General features: G+C 68.7%; 14 protein-coding genes. 7 read left to right on the top strand and 7 right to left on the bottom strand.

The window, feature by feature from the left end; genetic code table 11:
* The first annotated feature begins 40 nt into the window (after positions 1-40).
* The 3 genes from VK682_RS11105 (at position 41) to VK682_RS11095 (ending at position 4,022) form a co-directional block, all read left to right on the top strand.
* The gene (locus VK682_RS11105) at positions 41-2,155 is read left to right on the top strand and encodes a TonB-dependent siderophore receptor (RefSeq protein WP_324781831.1); all 2,115 of its coding nucleotides are present in this window, start codon (positions 41-43) and stop codon (positions 2,153-2,155) included.
* Positions 2,156-2,174: 19 nt separating this feature from the next.
* Complete coding sequence (locus VK682_RS11100) at positions 2,175-2,960, top strand: siderophore-interacting protein (protein ID WP_324781830.1); 786 nt, start codon at positions 2,175-2,177, stop codon at positions 2,958-2,960.
* A 108-nt stretch (positions 2,961-3,068) separates the two neighbouring features.
* Positions 3,069-4,022, top strand: a complete 954-nt coding sequence (locus tag VK682_RS11095) for a DMT family transporter (protein WP_089849515.1) — start codon at positions 3,069-3,071, stop codon at positions 4,020-4,022.
* A gap of 13 nt (positions 4,023-4,035) precedes the next feature.
* On the opposite strand, the gene VK682_RS11090 is transcribed toward VK682_RS11095, so the two are convergent.
* The gene (locus VK682_RS11090) at positions 4,036-4,935 is read right to left on the bottom strand and encodes a LysR family transcriptional regulator (RefSeq protein WP_324781829.1); all 900 of its coding nucleotides are present in this window, start codon (positions 4,933-4,935) and stop codon (positions 4,036-4,038) included.
* A 92-nt stretch (positions 4,936-5,027) separates the two neighbouring features.
* Here VK682_RS11090 and VK682_RS11085 point away from each other — a divergent pair, with 92 nt between their 5' ends.
* The 4 genes from VK682_RS11085 to VK682_RS11075 all read left to right on the top strand — a co-directional run bounded on the left by VK682_RS11085 (position 5,028) and on the right by VK682_RS11075 (position 8,340).
* Complete coding sequence (locus VK682_RS11085; protein ID WP_324781828.1) at positions 5,028-6,143, top strand: alanine racemase; 1,116 nt, start codon at positions 5,028-5,030, stop codon at positions 6,141-6,143.
* A gap of 131 nt (positions 6,144-6,274) precedes the next feature.
* Positions 6,275-6,451: a CsbD family protein gene (locus VK682_RS11080; protein ID WP_089849509.1), complete on the top strand. Its 177-nt coding sequence runs from the start codon at positions 6,275-6,277 to the stop codon at positions 6,449-6,451.
* A 1-nt stretch (position 6,452) separates the two neighbouring features.
* A complete protein-coding gene (locus tag VK682_RS27435; RefSeq protein WP_446000284.1) occupies positions 6,453-6,539 on the top strand; it encodes a small membrane protein YohP in 87 nt (28 codons plus the stop codon).
* A 319-nt stretch (positions 6,540-6,858) separates the two neighbouring features.
* Complete coding sequence (locus VK682_RS11075; protein WP_324781827.1) at positions 6,859-8,340, top strand: phospholipase D-like domain-containing protein; 1,482 nt, start codon at positions 6,859-6,861, stop codon at positions 8,338-8,340.
* A gap of 51 nt (positions 8,341-8,391) precedes the next feature.
* On the opposite strand, the gene VK682_RS11070 is transcribed toward VK682_RS11075, so the two are convergent.
* The 6 genes from VK682_RS11070 to VK682_RS11045 form a co-directional block, all read right to left on the bottom strand.
* The gene (locus tag VK682_RS11070; RefSeq protein WP_324781826.1) at positions 8,392-9,015 is read right to left on the bottom strand and encodes a DsbA family protein; all 624 of its coding nucleotides are present in this window, start codon (positions 9,013-9,015) and stop codon (positions 8,392-8,394) included.
* A gap of 46 nt (positions 9,016-9,061) precedes the next feature.
* Complete coding sequence (locus VK682_RS11065) at positions 9,062-9,877, bottom strand: prolipoprotein diacylglyceryl transferase family protein (RefSeq protein ID WP_324781825.1); 816 nt, start codon at positions 9,875-9,877, stop codon at positions 9,062-9,064.
* A complete protein-coding gene (dsbD, locus tag VK682_RS11060; RefSeq protein WP_324781824.1) occupies positions 9,874-11,649 on the bottom strand; it encodes a protein-disulfide reductase DsbD in 1,776 nt (591 codons plus the stop codon). The genes VK682_RS11065 and dsbD overlap by 4 nt, the downstream gene beginning before the upstream one ends.
* 81 nt (positions 11,650-11,730) lie before the next feature.
* A complete protein-coding gene (locus tag VK682_RS11055; protein ID WP_324781823.1) occupies positions 11,731-13,371 on the bottom strand; it encodes an ABC transporter ATP-binding protein in 1,641 nt (546 codons plus the stop codon).
* Positions 13,368-14,183 (bottom strand): ABC transporter permease, encoded by an 816-nt coding sequence (locus VK682_RS11050; RefSeq protein WP_324781822.1) that lies wholly within the window; start codon positions 14,181-14,183, stop codon positions 13,368-13,370. Before VK682_RS11050 ends, VK682_RS11055 begins: the two co-directional genes overlap by 4 nt.
* On the bottom strand, positions 14,180-15,142 hold the full coding sequence (locus VK682_RS11045) for an ABC transporter permease (protein WP_324781821.1): 963 nt from the start codon (positions 15,140-15,142) through the stop codon (positions 14,180-14,182). The genes VK682_RS11050 and VK682_RS11045 overlap by 4 nt, the downstream gene beginning before the upstream one ends.
* Between the last annotated feature and the right edge of the window lie 7 nt (positions 15,143-15,149).

The following is a 15,149-nucleotide window of genomic DNA, read 5'->3' as shown; positions in this document are numbered from 1 at the left end:
ATGACTCGCGACCGACCACCAGAATAATAAAGGGACGCCGATGGCTTCGCAAAGTATGAAATGCCTCACGCTGACCGCCACGGCGCTGCTGCTGTGCGGCACCGCCCAGCCCGTGCTGGCGCAGGGGATGGATCTGGGCACGCTGGTGCTGGACACGTTCGAGGACAGCAATACCGAAGTCACCGCCGAGGACACCAATCCCGGCACCGCCACCGGCACCAAGGTTCCGGTGCGGCTGAGCGAGGTGCCGCAGGCCGTGGCCGTGCTGGGCCGCGACGAGATCGAGGCCTTTGGCGCCAACCGCGCCTCGGAGGCGCTGCGCTATACCGCTGGCGTGCAGACCGATGTCTTTGGCGATGACAATGATTACGACTGGCTGCTGATCCGCGGCTTTCAGGCCGACCAGACCGGCACCTATATCGACAACGCGCAGAACCTGTCCTTTGCCTTCGGCTCCTTCTACATCGATCCCTATACGCTGCAGCGGATCGAGGTGCTGCGCGGCGCCTCTTCGGCGCTTTATGGCGGCTCCAACCCCGGCGGGCTCGTCAACTATGTCTCCAAACGGCCCGGCGGGCATGTGGGCGAGGTCACGCTGGGCGCCAATGACGCGGGCGCGGGCTGGATCGAATTCGACCGCGGCGAGGATCTGGCAGAGGGCCGCGCGTGGCGCCTGACCGGACGGCTGGAGGCGGGCGACAAGTATGACGACCTGAACGAAGGCATCCGCGGCACGCTGGCGCCCTCGTTCAAGTTCACCACGCAGGGCGGCACCGAGATCACCTTCCTTGGCAATTTCCACCGCGCCAGCGAAAAGCACAACGGGTCGACCTTCCTGCCCTATTTCGGCACGGTAGAGAAGACCGACGAATTCGGCTATATCGACCCCGATGCCAATTTCTCGGATGGCGACTGGGACAGCTACGAACGCAAGCAGGCCACCGTGTCCGCCATCGCGGAGCATGAATTTGCCAATGGCTTCACCTTCACCGGCATCGGACGGCTGGGCTATGCTGATCTGGAGGAAAGCTACTATTATCCCTATGGCTATGCGGGCTTTGCGCAGACGCCGCAGGACGATCAGGGCACGCTGGCCATGATCCCCTTCCACCACGAGACCCTGACCAAGACCGCGCAGTTCGACGCGCGCTATTACGGCTCGGTCGTGGCGGGCGGGGCCACCCATGACCTGCTTTTCGGCATGGATGCGCGTCGCTATGTGATCGACGAGTTCCAGCAGTCCGGCAATGGCAGCAACACCGTGGTCAATCCCACCGAACCCGGCGACACGCCGGTGCTGGGCACACCCTTTGAGGACGGGATTTCCACGCAGAACCAGATCGGGATTTATGTGCAGGACCAGATCCGCTTCGGCGGCGGGTTCATCGGCACGCTGAACCTGCGCCGCGACTGGGTGCGCACCGAACGCTCCGGCACCGGCGCCTTTGACCGGGACGATGCCGAAACCTCGGGCCGCGCCGCCCTCGCCTATGAGTTTGCCAATGGTGTGACGCCCTATCTGACCTATTCGACCTTCTTCAATCCGATCATCGTTGCCCCCGCCGACGGCATCACCGAACCGGAAAGCGGCGACCAGTGGGAGGTGGGGGTGAAATGGGCCCCCGAAGGCGGGCGCTTCCACCTTGCTGCCGCCGCTTTCCAGATCGACCGAAACAACTACCAGACCGGCACGCACCCGAATTACGACCAGCTGGGCGAGGTGCGCTCCACCGGGGTGGAGATCGAGGGCGGCTATGCCTTCGACAACGGCTTCAGCCTGCGCGGTCAGGCGACATGGACCGATCTGGAGATCCGCGAGGACAGCAACGAAGATCTGGTCGGCAAGTCCCCGACGCTGGCCCCCGATTTTCAGGCGGCCTTGGCGGGCACCTATGATTTCGGCAACGGGCTGAGCCTTGGCGCCGGGCTGCGCTATACCGGGGAAAGCTACGCCAACGCGGACAACTCGCGGAAGGTGGACGATTTCCTGCTGGTGGACATGACCGCCGCCTATGAATTCGGCGATGGCTACGAGGCCCGGCTGGGCGTCACCAATGTCGGCGACAAGCGCCATGTCACCGCCTGTCGCGATCTCTTCGTCTGTTCCTATGGCAGCGGGCGCGAGATCTCCGTCGCCGTGACCAAGCAGTTCTGACCCAGCGCCGGGAGGATCCATGTTTCGCGCCACATTTCCCGAAGCCGCCCCCGTGCCGCCGCAGGATCTGACCGCGCCGCGCCCGGGCAACCTGTCGCGGGCGCGGGTGGTCTCGGTCACGCGCCTGTCGCCCAGCTACAGCCGCGTGACGGTGGCGGGGCCGGATCTGGCGCGCTTCGCAAGCGGCGGGCTGCATTTCCGCCTGCTGCTCGGCCCCGAAGGGGCGGGCTGGCCGCAGGTCGATGCGGGCGGTGCGCTGCACTGGCCGGGCGGCGCCAAGGCGTGGCATCGCCCGGTCTATACCTGCCGCAGCCTCACCGGGACCGAAAGCGGGGCAGAGTTGAGCTTTGACGTGTTCCGCCATGACGGCGGGCGGATCACCGCATGGTGCGACCGCCTGACCCCCGGCGCGGAGGTGGCGCTGACCGGCCCCGGCGGCGGCGGCCTGCCGCCCGCGCGTGGCTGGGTCGGGCTGGTGGGGGACGAAACCGCGCTGCCGGTGATGGCGCGGATCCTTGCCGCCCTGCCCCCGGCCACGCGCGGCCATGCGGTGCTGTTCGTGCCCGACCCTGCCGACCGGCAGGACATCCCCCATCCGGCGGGGGTCAGGCTGGACTGGGTGCTGCGGGGCCAGTGCGGGGACAGCCCGCTTGACCGGCTTGCCACGCTGGCATGGCCAGATGCCGACCGCTACGTGGTCTTTGCCGGAGAACAGGCGCAGGCCGTTCAGGCCCGGGCATGGCTGCCCCGGCAGGGGCTGGGCAAGACGGAGTTCGTCTCCGCCGCCTACTGGACCGCCGCCTGACCGCCCCGCGCGGCTCCGCCGTGGGACGGTCAGGAAAATCGCGGCCTGCGGCGCTGTCCCGCGCGGAGGCCTCTTGCCAAATCGCTCCGCGCCTCGCATGGGCTGGGCATGAAACCGCAAACCGCTCCTCTCGCGGCGCCCTTGGCCGCGCCCCAGCCCGACCGCCCCCTGCTGGGGGCGCTGCTGATGCTGGGCTTCTGCGCCACGGCGCCGCTGATCGACGTCGGCTCCAAGCTCGCGACGCGCAGCCTGCCCGTGGCGGAAATCACCGTGGCGCGCTTTGTGGTGCAGGGCGTGCTGATGCTGGCCTTGGCGCTGGTGCTGCGCATCCGCCTGCGCCTGACGCGGCGCGAACTGCTGCTGACCGTGGCCCGCGCGGCGCTGTCGCTGATCGCCACCATCGGCTTTGTCGGCGCCATGGTGCGCATGCCGATCGCCGATGCGCTGGCCATCGCGCAGATCGAGCCCTTCATCCTGATGTTTCTGGGCTGGGCGCTGCTGTCGGAAAGCGTGGGGCCGCGGCGCATTCTCGCCTCTGTCGTGGGGTTTGCCGGGGCGCTGCTGGTGGTGCAGCCCGGCCTTGCCACCTATGGCATCGCCGCGGTGCTGCCGCTGGTCACGGCGGTGTCCTTTGCCGGATACATGCTGGTCACGCGCCAGCTGCGCAGCCTTGCCCCGGTGGCGCAGCAGGCCACCACGGCCATGGCCGCCGTGGTGATCGGCCTGCCCTTCCTGTGGATCCTGCCTGACAGTCTGGGCGGCGGCGCGGTCTGGCCGGAAGGTGCGGCATGGCTTTATCTGGGCGGCATGGGGATGGCGGCGACGCTGGCGCATATCTTCCTGACCTATGCGCTGCGGCTGGCGCCTTCGGCCCTGATCGCGCCGCTGGGATATGTGGAGCTTGCCTCGGCCACCCTGCTGGGCTGGCTGGTCTTCGGGGATTTCCCGGCCCCCATGGTCTGGGCGGGGATCGCGCTGATCGTGGCCTCGGGGCTTTATCTCATCCACCGCGAACAGCTGGCGCATCGCCGCCCGCAGGGTCCGGCCAGTCCGCCGCTCTGACCCCGATCCGCCGCTAGGTGCTCGGCCCGCAGTCGCGGGCCAGCCGGTCAAGAAAGGCGTCGATGCGGGTGGCGCGGACGGCGCGGGGATGGAGCAGCGCCACGACATCGGCATCGGGCAGCGCCCAGTCCGGCAGCAGGCGGATCAGGCGGCCCGCCGCAAGGTCGGGTGCCACGCTCCATTCCGAGCGTTCGATGAGGCCATGCCCCTCCAGCGCCCAGATCCGCAGCACCTCGCCATCGTTGCAGGCAAAGTCCGGGCGGAGGCGCAGTCGGGTTTCGCGCCCGTCGCTGCGTGTCAGCCGCCACAGGCTTGCATCCGCCCGGTCCTCGCGGATCACGCCAACCCGATGCGCCGCGATCTCCTCCGGCTGCTCCGGCCTGCCGTGCCGGTCCAGATAGCCGGGGGCCGCCACCAGAAAGCGCCGGTTCGGCGCCAGCACCCGCTGGGTGATCCCCAGATCGGGCAGCCGCCCGACATGCACCAGCACGTCCCAGAGACCGGTCCGCATCGCGCCCAAGGGATCCTCGCTAAGCCTCAGGTCGCAGCGCAGGGCGGGATGTTCCGCCGCAAAGCGCATCAGCACCGGCGCGACATGCAGGCGCCCGTAGCCGAAAGGCGCGATGACGTTGAGCGGCCCTTCGATCCGGCCCGCGCGCGACGTCATCTCGTCTGACAGCGTCTCGATCTCGGCAAGGATCTCGCGGGCGCGCGCCACCAGATGCGCGCCCTCCGCCGTCAGGCGCAGCGGGCCGCGCCCGCGATCGACCAGCCGCAGATGCAGCCGCGCCTCGATCTGGGCCAGACGCTGCGACACGGCGGGCGGGGACACGTTCAGCCCGCGCGCCGCCCCGGCAAGGCTGGACGCGCCGGCAAGGCTGACAAGAAAGCGCAGATCGGCGAGGTCGAACATTAAGCCTAAGCTTAATCCAAGATTGCCCAAGGGTGAATGGGCACTGAAGGCGGTGCCGTGCTAGACCGGGCGCGTGCCACGAGGAGAGACCCATGACCGACGCCACCACCTTGCGTGACCTGACCACCCCGGCCCTGCTGCTTGACGAGGGGCGCATGATGCGCAACATCGCGCGGCTTGCGGGGCGCATGGACGGGCTCGGCGTTGCCCTGCGCCCGCATATGAAGACCGCCAAATCCTTTGAGATCGCGCATCGGGTGACCGGCGGCGCCTTCGGTCCGATCACCGTTTCCACCCTTGCCGAGGCGGAGGCGTTTCACGGCGCGGGCTATCGCGACATCCTTTATGCCGTGGGCATCGCCCCGGACAAGCTGCCGCGCGTGCAGGCGCTTGCGGCCAAGGGCTGCGACGTGACGGTGATCCTCGACAGTGCCGGACAGGCGCGGGCCGTGGCCGAGGCAGGCGTGCCCGCGCTGATCGAGATCGACAGCGACGGCCATCGCGGCGGCCTTGCGCCGGGGGATCCGGCCTTGCTGGAGGTCGGGCATCTGCTGGGCACCCAGCTGCGCGGGGTGATGACCCATGCGGGCGAAAGCTACGGCGTGCGCGGAGAGGCGGCGCACAGCGCCTTTGCCGAAACCGAGCGTGCCGCCGCCGTTGCCGCCGCAGGCGTGCTGCGCGGGGCGGGCCTGCCCTGCCCGGTGGTCAGTGTCGGGTCCACCCCCACCGCCCATGCCGCGCGCGATCTTGCGGGCGTCACCGAGATGCGGGCGGGGGTCTATATGTTCTTCGATCTGGTGATGGCGGGGATCGAGGTCTGCGCAGTGGAGGATATCGCGCTCAGCGTGCTGACCACGGTGATCGGCCATCAGAAGGCCAAGGGCTGGGTGATGATCGACGCGGGCTGGATGGCGCTGTCGCGCGACCGGGGCACTGCGGCGCAGGCGGTCGATCAGGGCTATGGGCTGGTCTGCGATGCCGAAGGGCGGGTGCTGCCGGATCTGATCGTGGCCAGCACCAATCAGGAGCATGGCATCGTGGCCCTGCGCCCGGGCGCGGCGGGGGTGATGCCCGATCTTGCCTTGGGCACGCGGCTGCGCATCCTGCCCAATCATGCCTGCGCGACGGCGGCCCAGCACCCGTGCTATCACGTTCTGGCGGAGGGACCGGAGGCGCTGCACGTCTGGCCGCGTTTCGGCGGCTGGTGAGACCGGCCCCCGCGCCCCTGCCCCGTCTCCCGGATCTGCCCGGGCGGGCGTGACCTCTGGTCAGGGCCGCGTCTTGGAACAGATCGCGGTCCGGGCGGTTGTGTGGGGAAGGCAACCGAAAGGACCACCCCATGAGCAACGATCAGGACAAAGGCAAGGCCAAGGATCTCAAGGGCTCCGCGAAGGAGACATTGGGCAAGGCCACCGGCGACAAGGACACCGAACGGAGCGGCAAGGCCGATCAGGCCGAAGGCAAGGCGCAGCAGGCCTTTGGCAAGGCCAAAGACGCGGTAAGCGGGAAGAAGTGACATGTTCAAGTTTCTTGGCGGTGCCGTCGGCATCATCTTCATCATCGGCCTGCTCGTGGTGATCGGGCTGTTTGCGCTGATCTTCTGAGCGCGATCCTGTAACTTTGCCGCCACGGCGGGCCATCCGCGTGGCGGCAGGGCCCGCCGCCGTGGCGGCGGGCGATCTGCGGCTCTGGATTTTGCGCAAGTCATGCTAGGTTTGTGGCAGGGCGCGCTGGCGATCTGACGTCAGGCGCGGTGGCAAAAGACGTGAGGTCGAGGATGGATCGCCCGGCAACGGGATCGGCGGAAGCTGGCACGACCGGAAGGGGGCTCTGCCCCCAGCCGCCTGCGGCGGCTTCCCCCGGGATATTTTTCCCAAGAAGAAGCGCATATTCTGGAGCAGACATTTTGGACAGTGCGGACTGATGGATCAGACTGATCCCGCCTCCCCGCCCGAGGAGCGTGCCGTGCTGCGCCCGGGCGAAACCTGCTGGCGGTTCGCGCAGGTGGACCGGCTGGCGGTCATCGTTGATGCGGAACCCTATTTTGCGGCGCTGCATACGGCGCTGCAGCAGGCGCGTCACAGCGTCATCATGATCGGCTGGGAGTTCGACACCCGGATTTCTCTGCTGCCCGATGCGGATGGAGAGCGCGTGCCGACGCGGCTTGGATCCTTCCTCAACTGGACGGTGCGGCAGACTCCCGACCTGAACATCTATATGCTTGAATGGGATATGGGCATGGTTCAGGCGCTGGGGCGGGGCACGACGATGTTCCGGATCGCGCATTGGGTCGCGGGCCGCCGCATCAACCTGAAGCTGGATCACGCCCATCCGGTGGGGGCGACCCATCACCAGAAGATCGTGGTGATCGACGACCGGCTGGCCTTCTGCGGCGGGATCGACACCACGACCGGCCGGTGGGACACGCGCGACCATCTGGATGCGCATCCGCTGCGCAAGGCCCCGACCACCGGAAAGCCCTATGACCCATGGCACGACGCCACCATGGCGGTGGAGGGCGAGGCGGCCCGCGCGCTGGGGGATCTGGCGCGCGAGCGCTGGAAGCGCGCCACCGGCGACGATCTGGAGCCGCCGCCGCCGGATCTGCCCTCCTGCTGGCCAGACGGTCTGCCCGCGACATTCGAAGATGTCAGGATCGCGATCTCGCGGACAGCACCCGCCTATGACGGGCGCCCGGCGGTGCATGAGATCGAGGCGCTGTATCTGGCGGTCATCGCGGCGGCAGAGCGCTGCGTCTATATCGAAAGCCAGTATTTCGCCTCCCGCCGGATCGCCGAGGCGATGGCGGCGCGGCTGCGCGAGCCGGAGGGCCCGGAATTTGTCATCGTCAACCCCGAGACATCGGATGGCTGGCTGGAAGAAGAGGTCATGGGATCGTCGCGCGCCCGGCTGCTGGATCTGATCCGCAAGGCGGATGCGCATGGCCGCTTCCGGCTTTACACGCCGGTCGCGCAGGAGGGCACGCCGATCTATGTCCATGCCAAGATCGTGGTGATGGATGACCTTCTGCTGCGGGTGGGGTCGTCGAACCTCAACAACCGCTCCATGGGCATGGACACCGAATGCGACATGAGCGTGGAGGCCCGTCCCGAGGTGCCGGAAGATGCCGGGCTGCGGTCCCGCATCACCCGGCTGCGCAACGATCTTCTGGCCGAACATCTGGACGTGACGGCGGAGGAGGTTGCGGCGGCGCTGGAGCGCGAGGGCGGCCTGATCGCGGCGGTCGAGGCGCTGCGCGGCGAGGGGCGGACGCTGGTGCCGTTCACCCCCCCGGAACTGACGCAGGTGGAAGAAGAGGTGCTGAGCGAGAACGAGCTGCTTGACCCCGAACGCCCGGCCCGGGGCACGAGCCCGCGCGACCTGCTCTCGCGGCTGCTGGACTAGGTCAGGCGGGCCGCGCCCCCTGTGAAGGATACGCGGCCGCCCCGGCGGCGATCAGGCCTTGGCGCGGGCCTCGGCGATGGCCTCCTCCAGCGTCTGCCGGTCCAGCGCGCCGCTGAACAGCGTGGTCTCGATGGCAAAGGCCGGAGTGCCGCGAAAGCCAAGCGCCACGGCCTGCGCATCGTTGCGCGCGAGCAGCGCATCCCAGCGGTCGCGGTCGGCGCGATAGGCCTGCATCGCTTCCGCCACGGGGACGGCCTCGGCCACGCGGGCCTCCACCTCGGCATGGCTCAGCCGGGCCTCTGTCGCCATCAGCGCCGCGCTCACCTCCTCATAGGCGCCAAGCGACACCGCGCCAAGCGCCAGCTGGCTGGCCAGAACCGAGGGCGCGCCGAAGATCGGCCAGTCCTTCATCACCAGCCGCACGTTGCCGTCTGCGGCCACCACCTCTTCGAGGATCGGATGCATGCGTTTGCAGAACGGGCACTGGTAGTCGAAATATTCGACCACGGTCACATCCCCTTCGGGATTGCCCTGCACCGGGGCATCGGGATCATAAAGCACGGCCTCGACCGTCAGGCCCTGCGCCTGCCCCGCCCCGGGCCAGAGCGCCAGCGCCCCGGTGCCGAGCATCAGGTTGCCGCCGCTGGCAAGAAGGCTGCGTCGTGTCAGTGTCATGGAAACTCTCCTGTCTGGAAGTCTGGAAGGGCCCCGCGCCATGAGGTCACGGGGCGGTGTCGCGAAGCGTCGCGATCTGCGACATCAGTTCGGCGCGGGAAATCTCGCCGAAATGCATGTCTGTGAGAGTGCCGGATGCGTCGAAAAACAGCGTTGCGGGCAGGCCAAGCGCCTCGAAACGGCGCATCAGGCTGGAGGTGGGGTCAAGCGAGACAGGCCCCGCGCCGAGGTTCAGCGTGTCAAGAAATCCGGCGACCTGCGCCTGCGTCTCGCCCTGATTGGCAAAGATCATCTCGGCCCCTTCCAGCGTTTCCGCGACCTCCATCATCATCGGCATCTCGCGGCGGCAGGGTGGGCACCAGCTGGCCCAGAGGTTGAGCACAAGCGGCTGGCCGCTGCGGTCGTCCAGCCGGACCGGCGCGCCCTGCAGCGTGGCATAGGTCGTGGCGGGCAGGCGGGGGCGGTCATCGTCGCGGGACATCTGCAGCACCATCTGGCTGGCCAGCCCCCCGGCAAGCGCCGCGCCGAGCAGCGGTGCCACGGCCCGCGGCTGACGGAGCAAGGCCAGAGCCGCGATCGCGGCAAGCCCCGCAAACCCGGCCCCCGCCGAGATGCCGCCCTGCCACAGCTTCAGCATGTCGAAGGGATGCGCCGAAAACACCTCCCAGTGCTGGATCACATATCCGGCCCGGGCCGTCAGCAGCCATGTCCCGGCGGCAGGCAGGGCCCAGTCCCGGGTCTGCGCGCGGCGGAACTGGCGACGGCTGAGCAGGTGGATTCCAAGGAAGAACACCATCGCGCCTGCAAGGAAGGCAAGCCGGTCGGTGGCGAAGGCGAAGGGCCCGATCTGCAGCCCGGTCATCGCGCCACCAGCCGGAGCGACCGCAGCATCGCGGCGCTGTCGGTATCGCCCACGATCCGGCTGCCCGGGGCCTCTGTTGCGGTCGCGTCCAGAAACACCATGGTCGGCGGCCCGGCGGCGCCCAGAAGATCAAGCAGGCTCTGGCTTTCGGGGCCAAACTCGGTCACGTCGACCTTGATCCGCGCCAGACCGCCAAGCGCGGCTTGAACCTGCGGATCGGCCAGAGGGCCGCGTTCGATGCTGCGGCAGGTGGTGCACCAGTCGGCGGTCACATAAGCCAGCGCCGGGCCGTCGCTTCCGGTCAAGGCCGCCTCCAGTGCGGCCTGCGTGCGCACCGTGGCGAAGGTGGCGTCCTTGGCAGGAGCAGGGGCACCCCCGGCAAGGAGCGCAAGCGGGCGGGCCGGATCATCGCCGCCCAGGGCAGCCCCCACGCCCTGCAGCGCCCCGGCAAAGATCAGGATCACGCCTGCGGCGCTGCCCAGCCGGGCTGCCCTGCCGTCGCGCGGGGCCTGAGCCAGAATGACGCCCGCGCCGATCAGCAGCGCCGACCACAGCGCCAGCGTCACCGGCCCGGGCAGCACCCGCCCGGCGAGCCAGATCGCGAAGCCAAGGAACAGCACGCCAAAGAGCCATTTTGCGCCGTCCATCCACGGGCCGGACCGGGGCAGCACGCGCGGGCCGAAGGCGCCGATGGCCAGAAGCGGCAGGCCCTGCCCCAGACCCAGCGCAAAAAGCGCCGCCGCCCCAAGCACCACATCCCCGGTCTGCGCGATGTAAAGCAGCGCGCCCGCGAGCGGTGCCGTGACACAGGGCCCGACGATGAGCGCGGAGGTGACTCCCAGCAGTGCCGCACCCCCGACGGAGCCGCGCCGCCCCTCCACCCGTTCCAGCCGCGCGGCCAGCGCACGGGGCATCTGCAGGGTGAAGACGCCGAACATCGAAAGGGCCAGCAGCACGAAGACCGAGGCCGCCACCGCGATGGCTGCCGGGGATTGCAGCGCGACCTGCAGGTTCTGCCCCGACCATGCCGCCACGACGCCTAGCCCGGCAAAGGCCGTGGCCATGGCCAGCACATAGCTGCCCGACAGCAGCAGCCCCCGGCGCAGCGTCGGGGGCTGTTGCTGCCCCATGACCATGCCCGCGACGATGGGAAACATCGGAAAGACGCACGGCGTAAAGGCCAGCAGCAGACCAAGGCCAAGGAACCCCGCCACCACAAGCGCCGCCCCGCCCCGCGCCGACAGCCCGTCCAGCAGGCCGGGGTCGTCGGCCAGCGTCAGCGTGGGGGTGCCGCTGGCCGAGGCCGCGCGCTCTGCCGGCTGAAAGCCGGCGATGCCGCTGCTGCCGGGCGCCTGCGGGGCGGCTGTCGCGCCGTCAATCTCGATCACGCGGGTCTGCGGGGGGTAGCAGATGCTGTCCTCCTTGCAGCCCTGCCATGTCACGGTGACCGGCCCCTGCGGTGCGGGGATCCGGGCGGTGACCGCGTCGTGATAGACCTCCACCGCGCCAAAATTGGGATCGTCCTTCATCTCGCCCGGCGGGGTCTGCAGCGGCAGGCTGGTGCCATCGGGCGCCGTGGCGCCGAGACGGTCGCGATAGAGGTAATATCCCTCCGCGATCTGCCATGACAGCGTAAGGCCCCCCTCCCCCCTGTCGGTGGACAGCGCGAAGGCCTCCTCGGCGGGAAGCGGATCGGAGGAGACCTGTGCCGAAGCCGAAGCGGCCCCGAGCATCAGAAGGGCCACCATGGCGGCACGAAAGGAGCGAAGCATCATCATGCTGCGCCGAATGCGGGGCAAACCTTAAGCAGGTCTTAGGGCATTGGAGCCCCCGGCGCGCCGCCGGGGGCCCTGTCAGGGGCGCGTGCCCTCTGGCGTGGCCGCCTTGCGGGTGGCGATGACCTCTTCCAGCCAGCCCTCGCGCATCTCGGGCACCGAGGCGAGCAGAAGCTCGGTATAGTCATCGAAGGGCGGCGACAGCACCTGCGCCTTGGGGCCCTGCCGCACCACCCTGCCGCGATGCATCACCGCGATCTCGTCGGCGATGGCGCGGACGGTGGCGATGTCATGGGTGATGAACAGATAGGCCACACCCTCTTCCTGCTGCAGCCGCTGCAACAGCCGCAGGATGCCGTCCGCCACCAGCGGATCCAGCGCCGAGGTGACCTCGTCGCAGATGATCAGCCGGGGCCGGGCGGCCAGCGCCCGGGCGATGCAGACGCGCTGTTTCTGCCCGCCCGACAGCTCCGCCGGGTAGCGGTCCGAAAAGCCCTTGCCCAGCTCGATCTCGTCCAGCAGCTCCGCCACACGGCGGTCCCGTTCGGCGCCGCGCAGGCCGAAATAGAATTCCAGCGGGCGCCCGATGATGGTGGCGACGGTCTGGCGCGGGTTCATCGCGGTGTCGGCCATCTGGTAGATCATCTGCAATTCGCGCAGGTCATTCTTGCTGCGCCCCGACAGAGCGGGTGACAGGTCGCGCCCGTCAAAGCGGACGCGGCCTGCGGCGGGCGGCAGCAGCCCGGTGATCACCCGCGCCAGCGTGGATTTGCCAGAGCCGCTTTCCCCCACCACGGCCAGCGTGCGCCCGGGCGCCAGATCCAGCGTGATGTCCTTCAGCACGTCGAGGGCAAGCCCGCGATAGCGCGCGGTCACCGCCTCGATCCGCAGCAGCGGATCCGCCGCTGCGGATTTTTCGGGATGGGTCACCTGCCGGACGGAAACCAGCGCGCGGGTGTAGTCTTCGCGCGGGGCGCCGATGATCTGCGCCGTGGCGCCGCATTCCACCATCTTGCCATGGCGCAGCACCATGATGTCATCGGCCACCTGCGCCACCACCGCAAGATCATGGGTGATGTAAAGCGCCGCGACCCCGGTATCGCGGATCGCCTCCTTGATGGCGGCCAGAACCTCGATCTGGGTGGTGACGTCGAGCGCGGTGGTGGGTTCGTCGAAGATCACCAGTTCCGGCCCGGGGCACAGCGCCATGGCGGTCATCACCCGCTGCAGCTGTCCGCCGGACACCTGATGCGGATAACGGCTGCCGATGGTGTCGGGATCGGGCAGGCCCAGCCGGGCGAACAGCGTGACGGCGCGCGCCTCGGCCTCGCTGCGGGATATGCCCTGCGCCAGCGTCGTCTCGATCACCTGCTCCATCAGCCGCCGCGCGGGGTTGAAGGCCGCCGCCGCCGACTGCGCCACATAGGTCACCGCCTTGCCGCGCAGCCGCCGCAGCCCGCGCGCGCCGCCGGACAGGATGTCGGTGCCGTTGAGGCGCACCGCCCCGCCGGTGATCCGCACGCCGCCGCGCCCGTAGGCCATGGCCGACAGGCCGATGGTAGACTTGCCCGCGCCGGATTCCCCGATCAGCCCCATCACCCGGCCCCGTTCCAGCCGCAGCGACACGCCGTCGACGATGGTCACGTCGCGCGGCTTTTCCCCGGGCGGGTAGGAGGTGGCCTCGATCCGCAGATCGTCGATTTCCAGAAGCGCGCTCATCCGCGGCCCCCCTTCAGGCTGGAGGTTCGGGTCAGGATCCAGTCGGCGACCAGATTGACCGAGATGGCCAGCGCCGCGACCGCCACGGCGGGAAACAGCGCGGCGGGCACGCCATAAACGATGCCGTCCTTGTTTTCGCGCACGATGCCGCCCCAGTCCGCCAGCGGCGGCTGCACGCCAAGCCCGAGGAACGAGAGCGTGGAGATGAAGAGCACCATGAAGATGAACCGCAGCCCCGCCTCCGCCACCAGTGGCGACAGGGCGTTGGGCAGGATTTCGCGGAAGATCACCCAGACCATGCCCTCGCCGCGCAGGCGCGCCGCCTCGACGTAATCCATGACCTCGATATCGGCGGCGACGGCCCGCGACAGGCGGAAGACCCGCGTCGCCTCGATCAGGCCCATGACCGCGATCAGCACCGGCAGGGTCACCGGCATCACCGACAGGATGACCAGCGCCATGATCAGCGCCGGGATCGACATCAGCAGGTCGACCAGACGCGACAGCGCCTGATCCACCCAGCCCCCCGAGACCGCCGCCAGAAAGCCAAGGAAGACCCCGGTGGCAAAGGCCACCAGCGTTGCCGCCAGCGCCACGAAGATCGTGATGCGCCCGCCCCAGATCATGCGCGACAGCAGATCGCGCCCGATGCTGTCGGTGCCCAGCCAGTGTTCGGGCGAGGACGGATCCCAGACGCCGCCCGCCACCTCGGCCATGCCATAGGGGGCGATCCACGGCGCCAGCAGCGCCGCGCCGAAAAAGGCTCCGGTGATGACAAGCCCGATCAGGGCCGAAAGAGGAATGCGGCTCATCTTGGGTGCCTCAGTCGCGGATTGGCAAGGATCGCCACCAGATCGGCAATCATGTTGAGCCCGATATAGACGGCGGCAAAGATCAGCCCGCAGGCCTGCACCACCGGCACATCGCGCTTGGCCACGTGATCGACCAGATACTGCCCCATGCCGGGATAGACGAACACCACCTCGACCACCACGACCCCCACCACGAGATAGGCGAGGTTCAGCATGATGACGTTGACGATGGGCGCCACCGCATTCGGCAGCGCGTGCCGCGCGATGATGGTGAAACGCCGCAGGCCCTTCAGCTCTGCCGTCTCGATATAGGCGGATTGCATGACGTTGAGGATGGCGGCCCGCGTCATCCGCATCATGTGGCCCAGCACCACCAGCACCATGACCAGCACCGGCAGGGCGATGGCCTGAAACTGCTGGCCAAGGCTCATGCCGTCATGGATGGAGGAGACCGAGGGAAACACCCGGAACTGCACCGCCAGCGCGAACATGGCGAGATACCCCAGCAGGAATTCCGGCACGGAAATGGTGGCCAGCGTCACCCCGGAAATCAGCCGGTCCGGCCAGCGCCCCTGAAAGCGCACGGCCAGCAGGCCGAGGGCCAGCGCCAGCGGCACGGCGATCGCCGCCGCAGTTCCCGCCAGAAACAGCGTGTTGCCCAGACGGCCCGCGATGGAACGCGCGATGTCCTGCCCGTTGCTGAGCGCGTGGCCCAGATCGCCCTGCAGGGCGTTTCCGAGCCAGTCGAGATAGCGGGTAAGCGGAGGCTGATCCAGCCCCAGCTCTGCCCGCAGGTTGGCCAGTGCCTGGGGCGTCGCCGACTGCCCCAGGATCGATTGCGCCACGTCGCCGGGCAGCATCTGGGTGCCGACAAAGATCAGCCCCGATGCCGCGAGCAACAACAGGCAGCCCAACGCGATGCGCTGGACCACCAGTTTCAGAAGAAACCCGTTCTGCACCCGGTCA

Source organism: Salipiger marinus (assembly GCF_035481585.1).
Taxonomy (GTDB): domain Bacteria; phylum Pseudomonadota; class Alphaproteobacteria; order Rhodobacterales; family Rhodobacteraceae; genus Salipiger; species Salipiger marinus.
The sequence above is the reverse complement of the archived record's forward strand: the minus strand, read 5'-3'. Positions and strand labels throughout refer to the sequence as shown.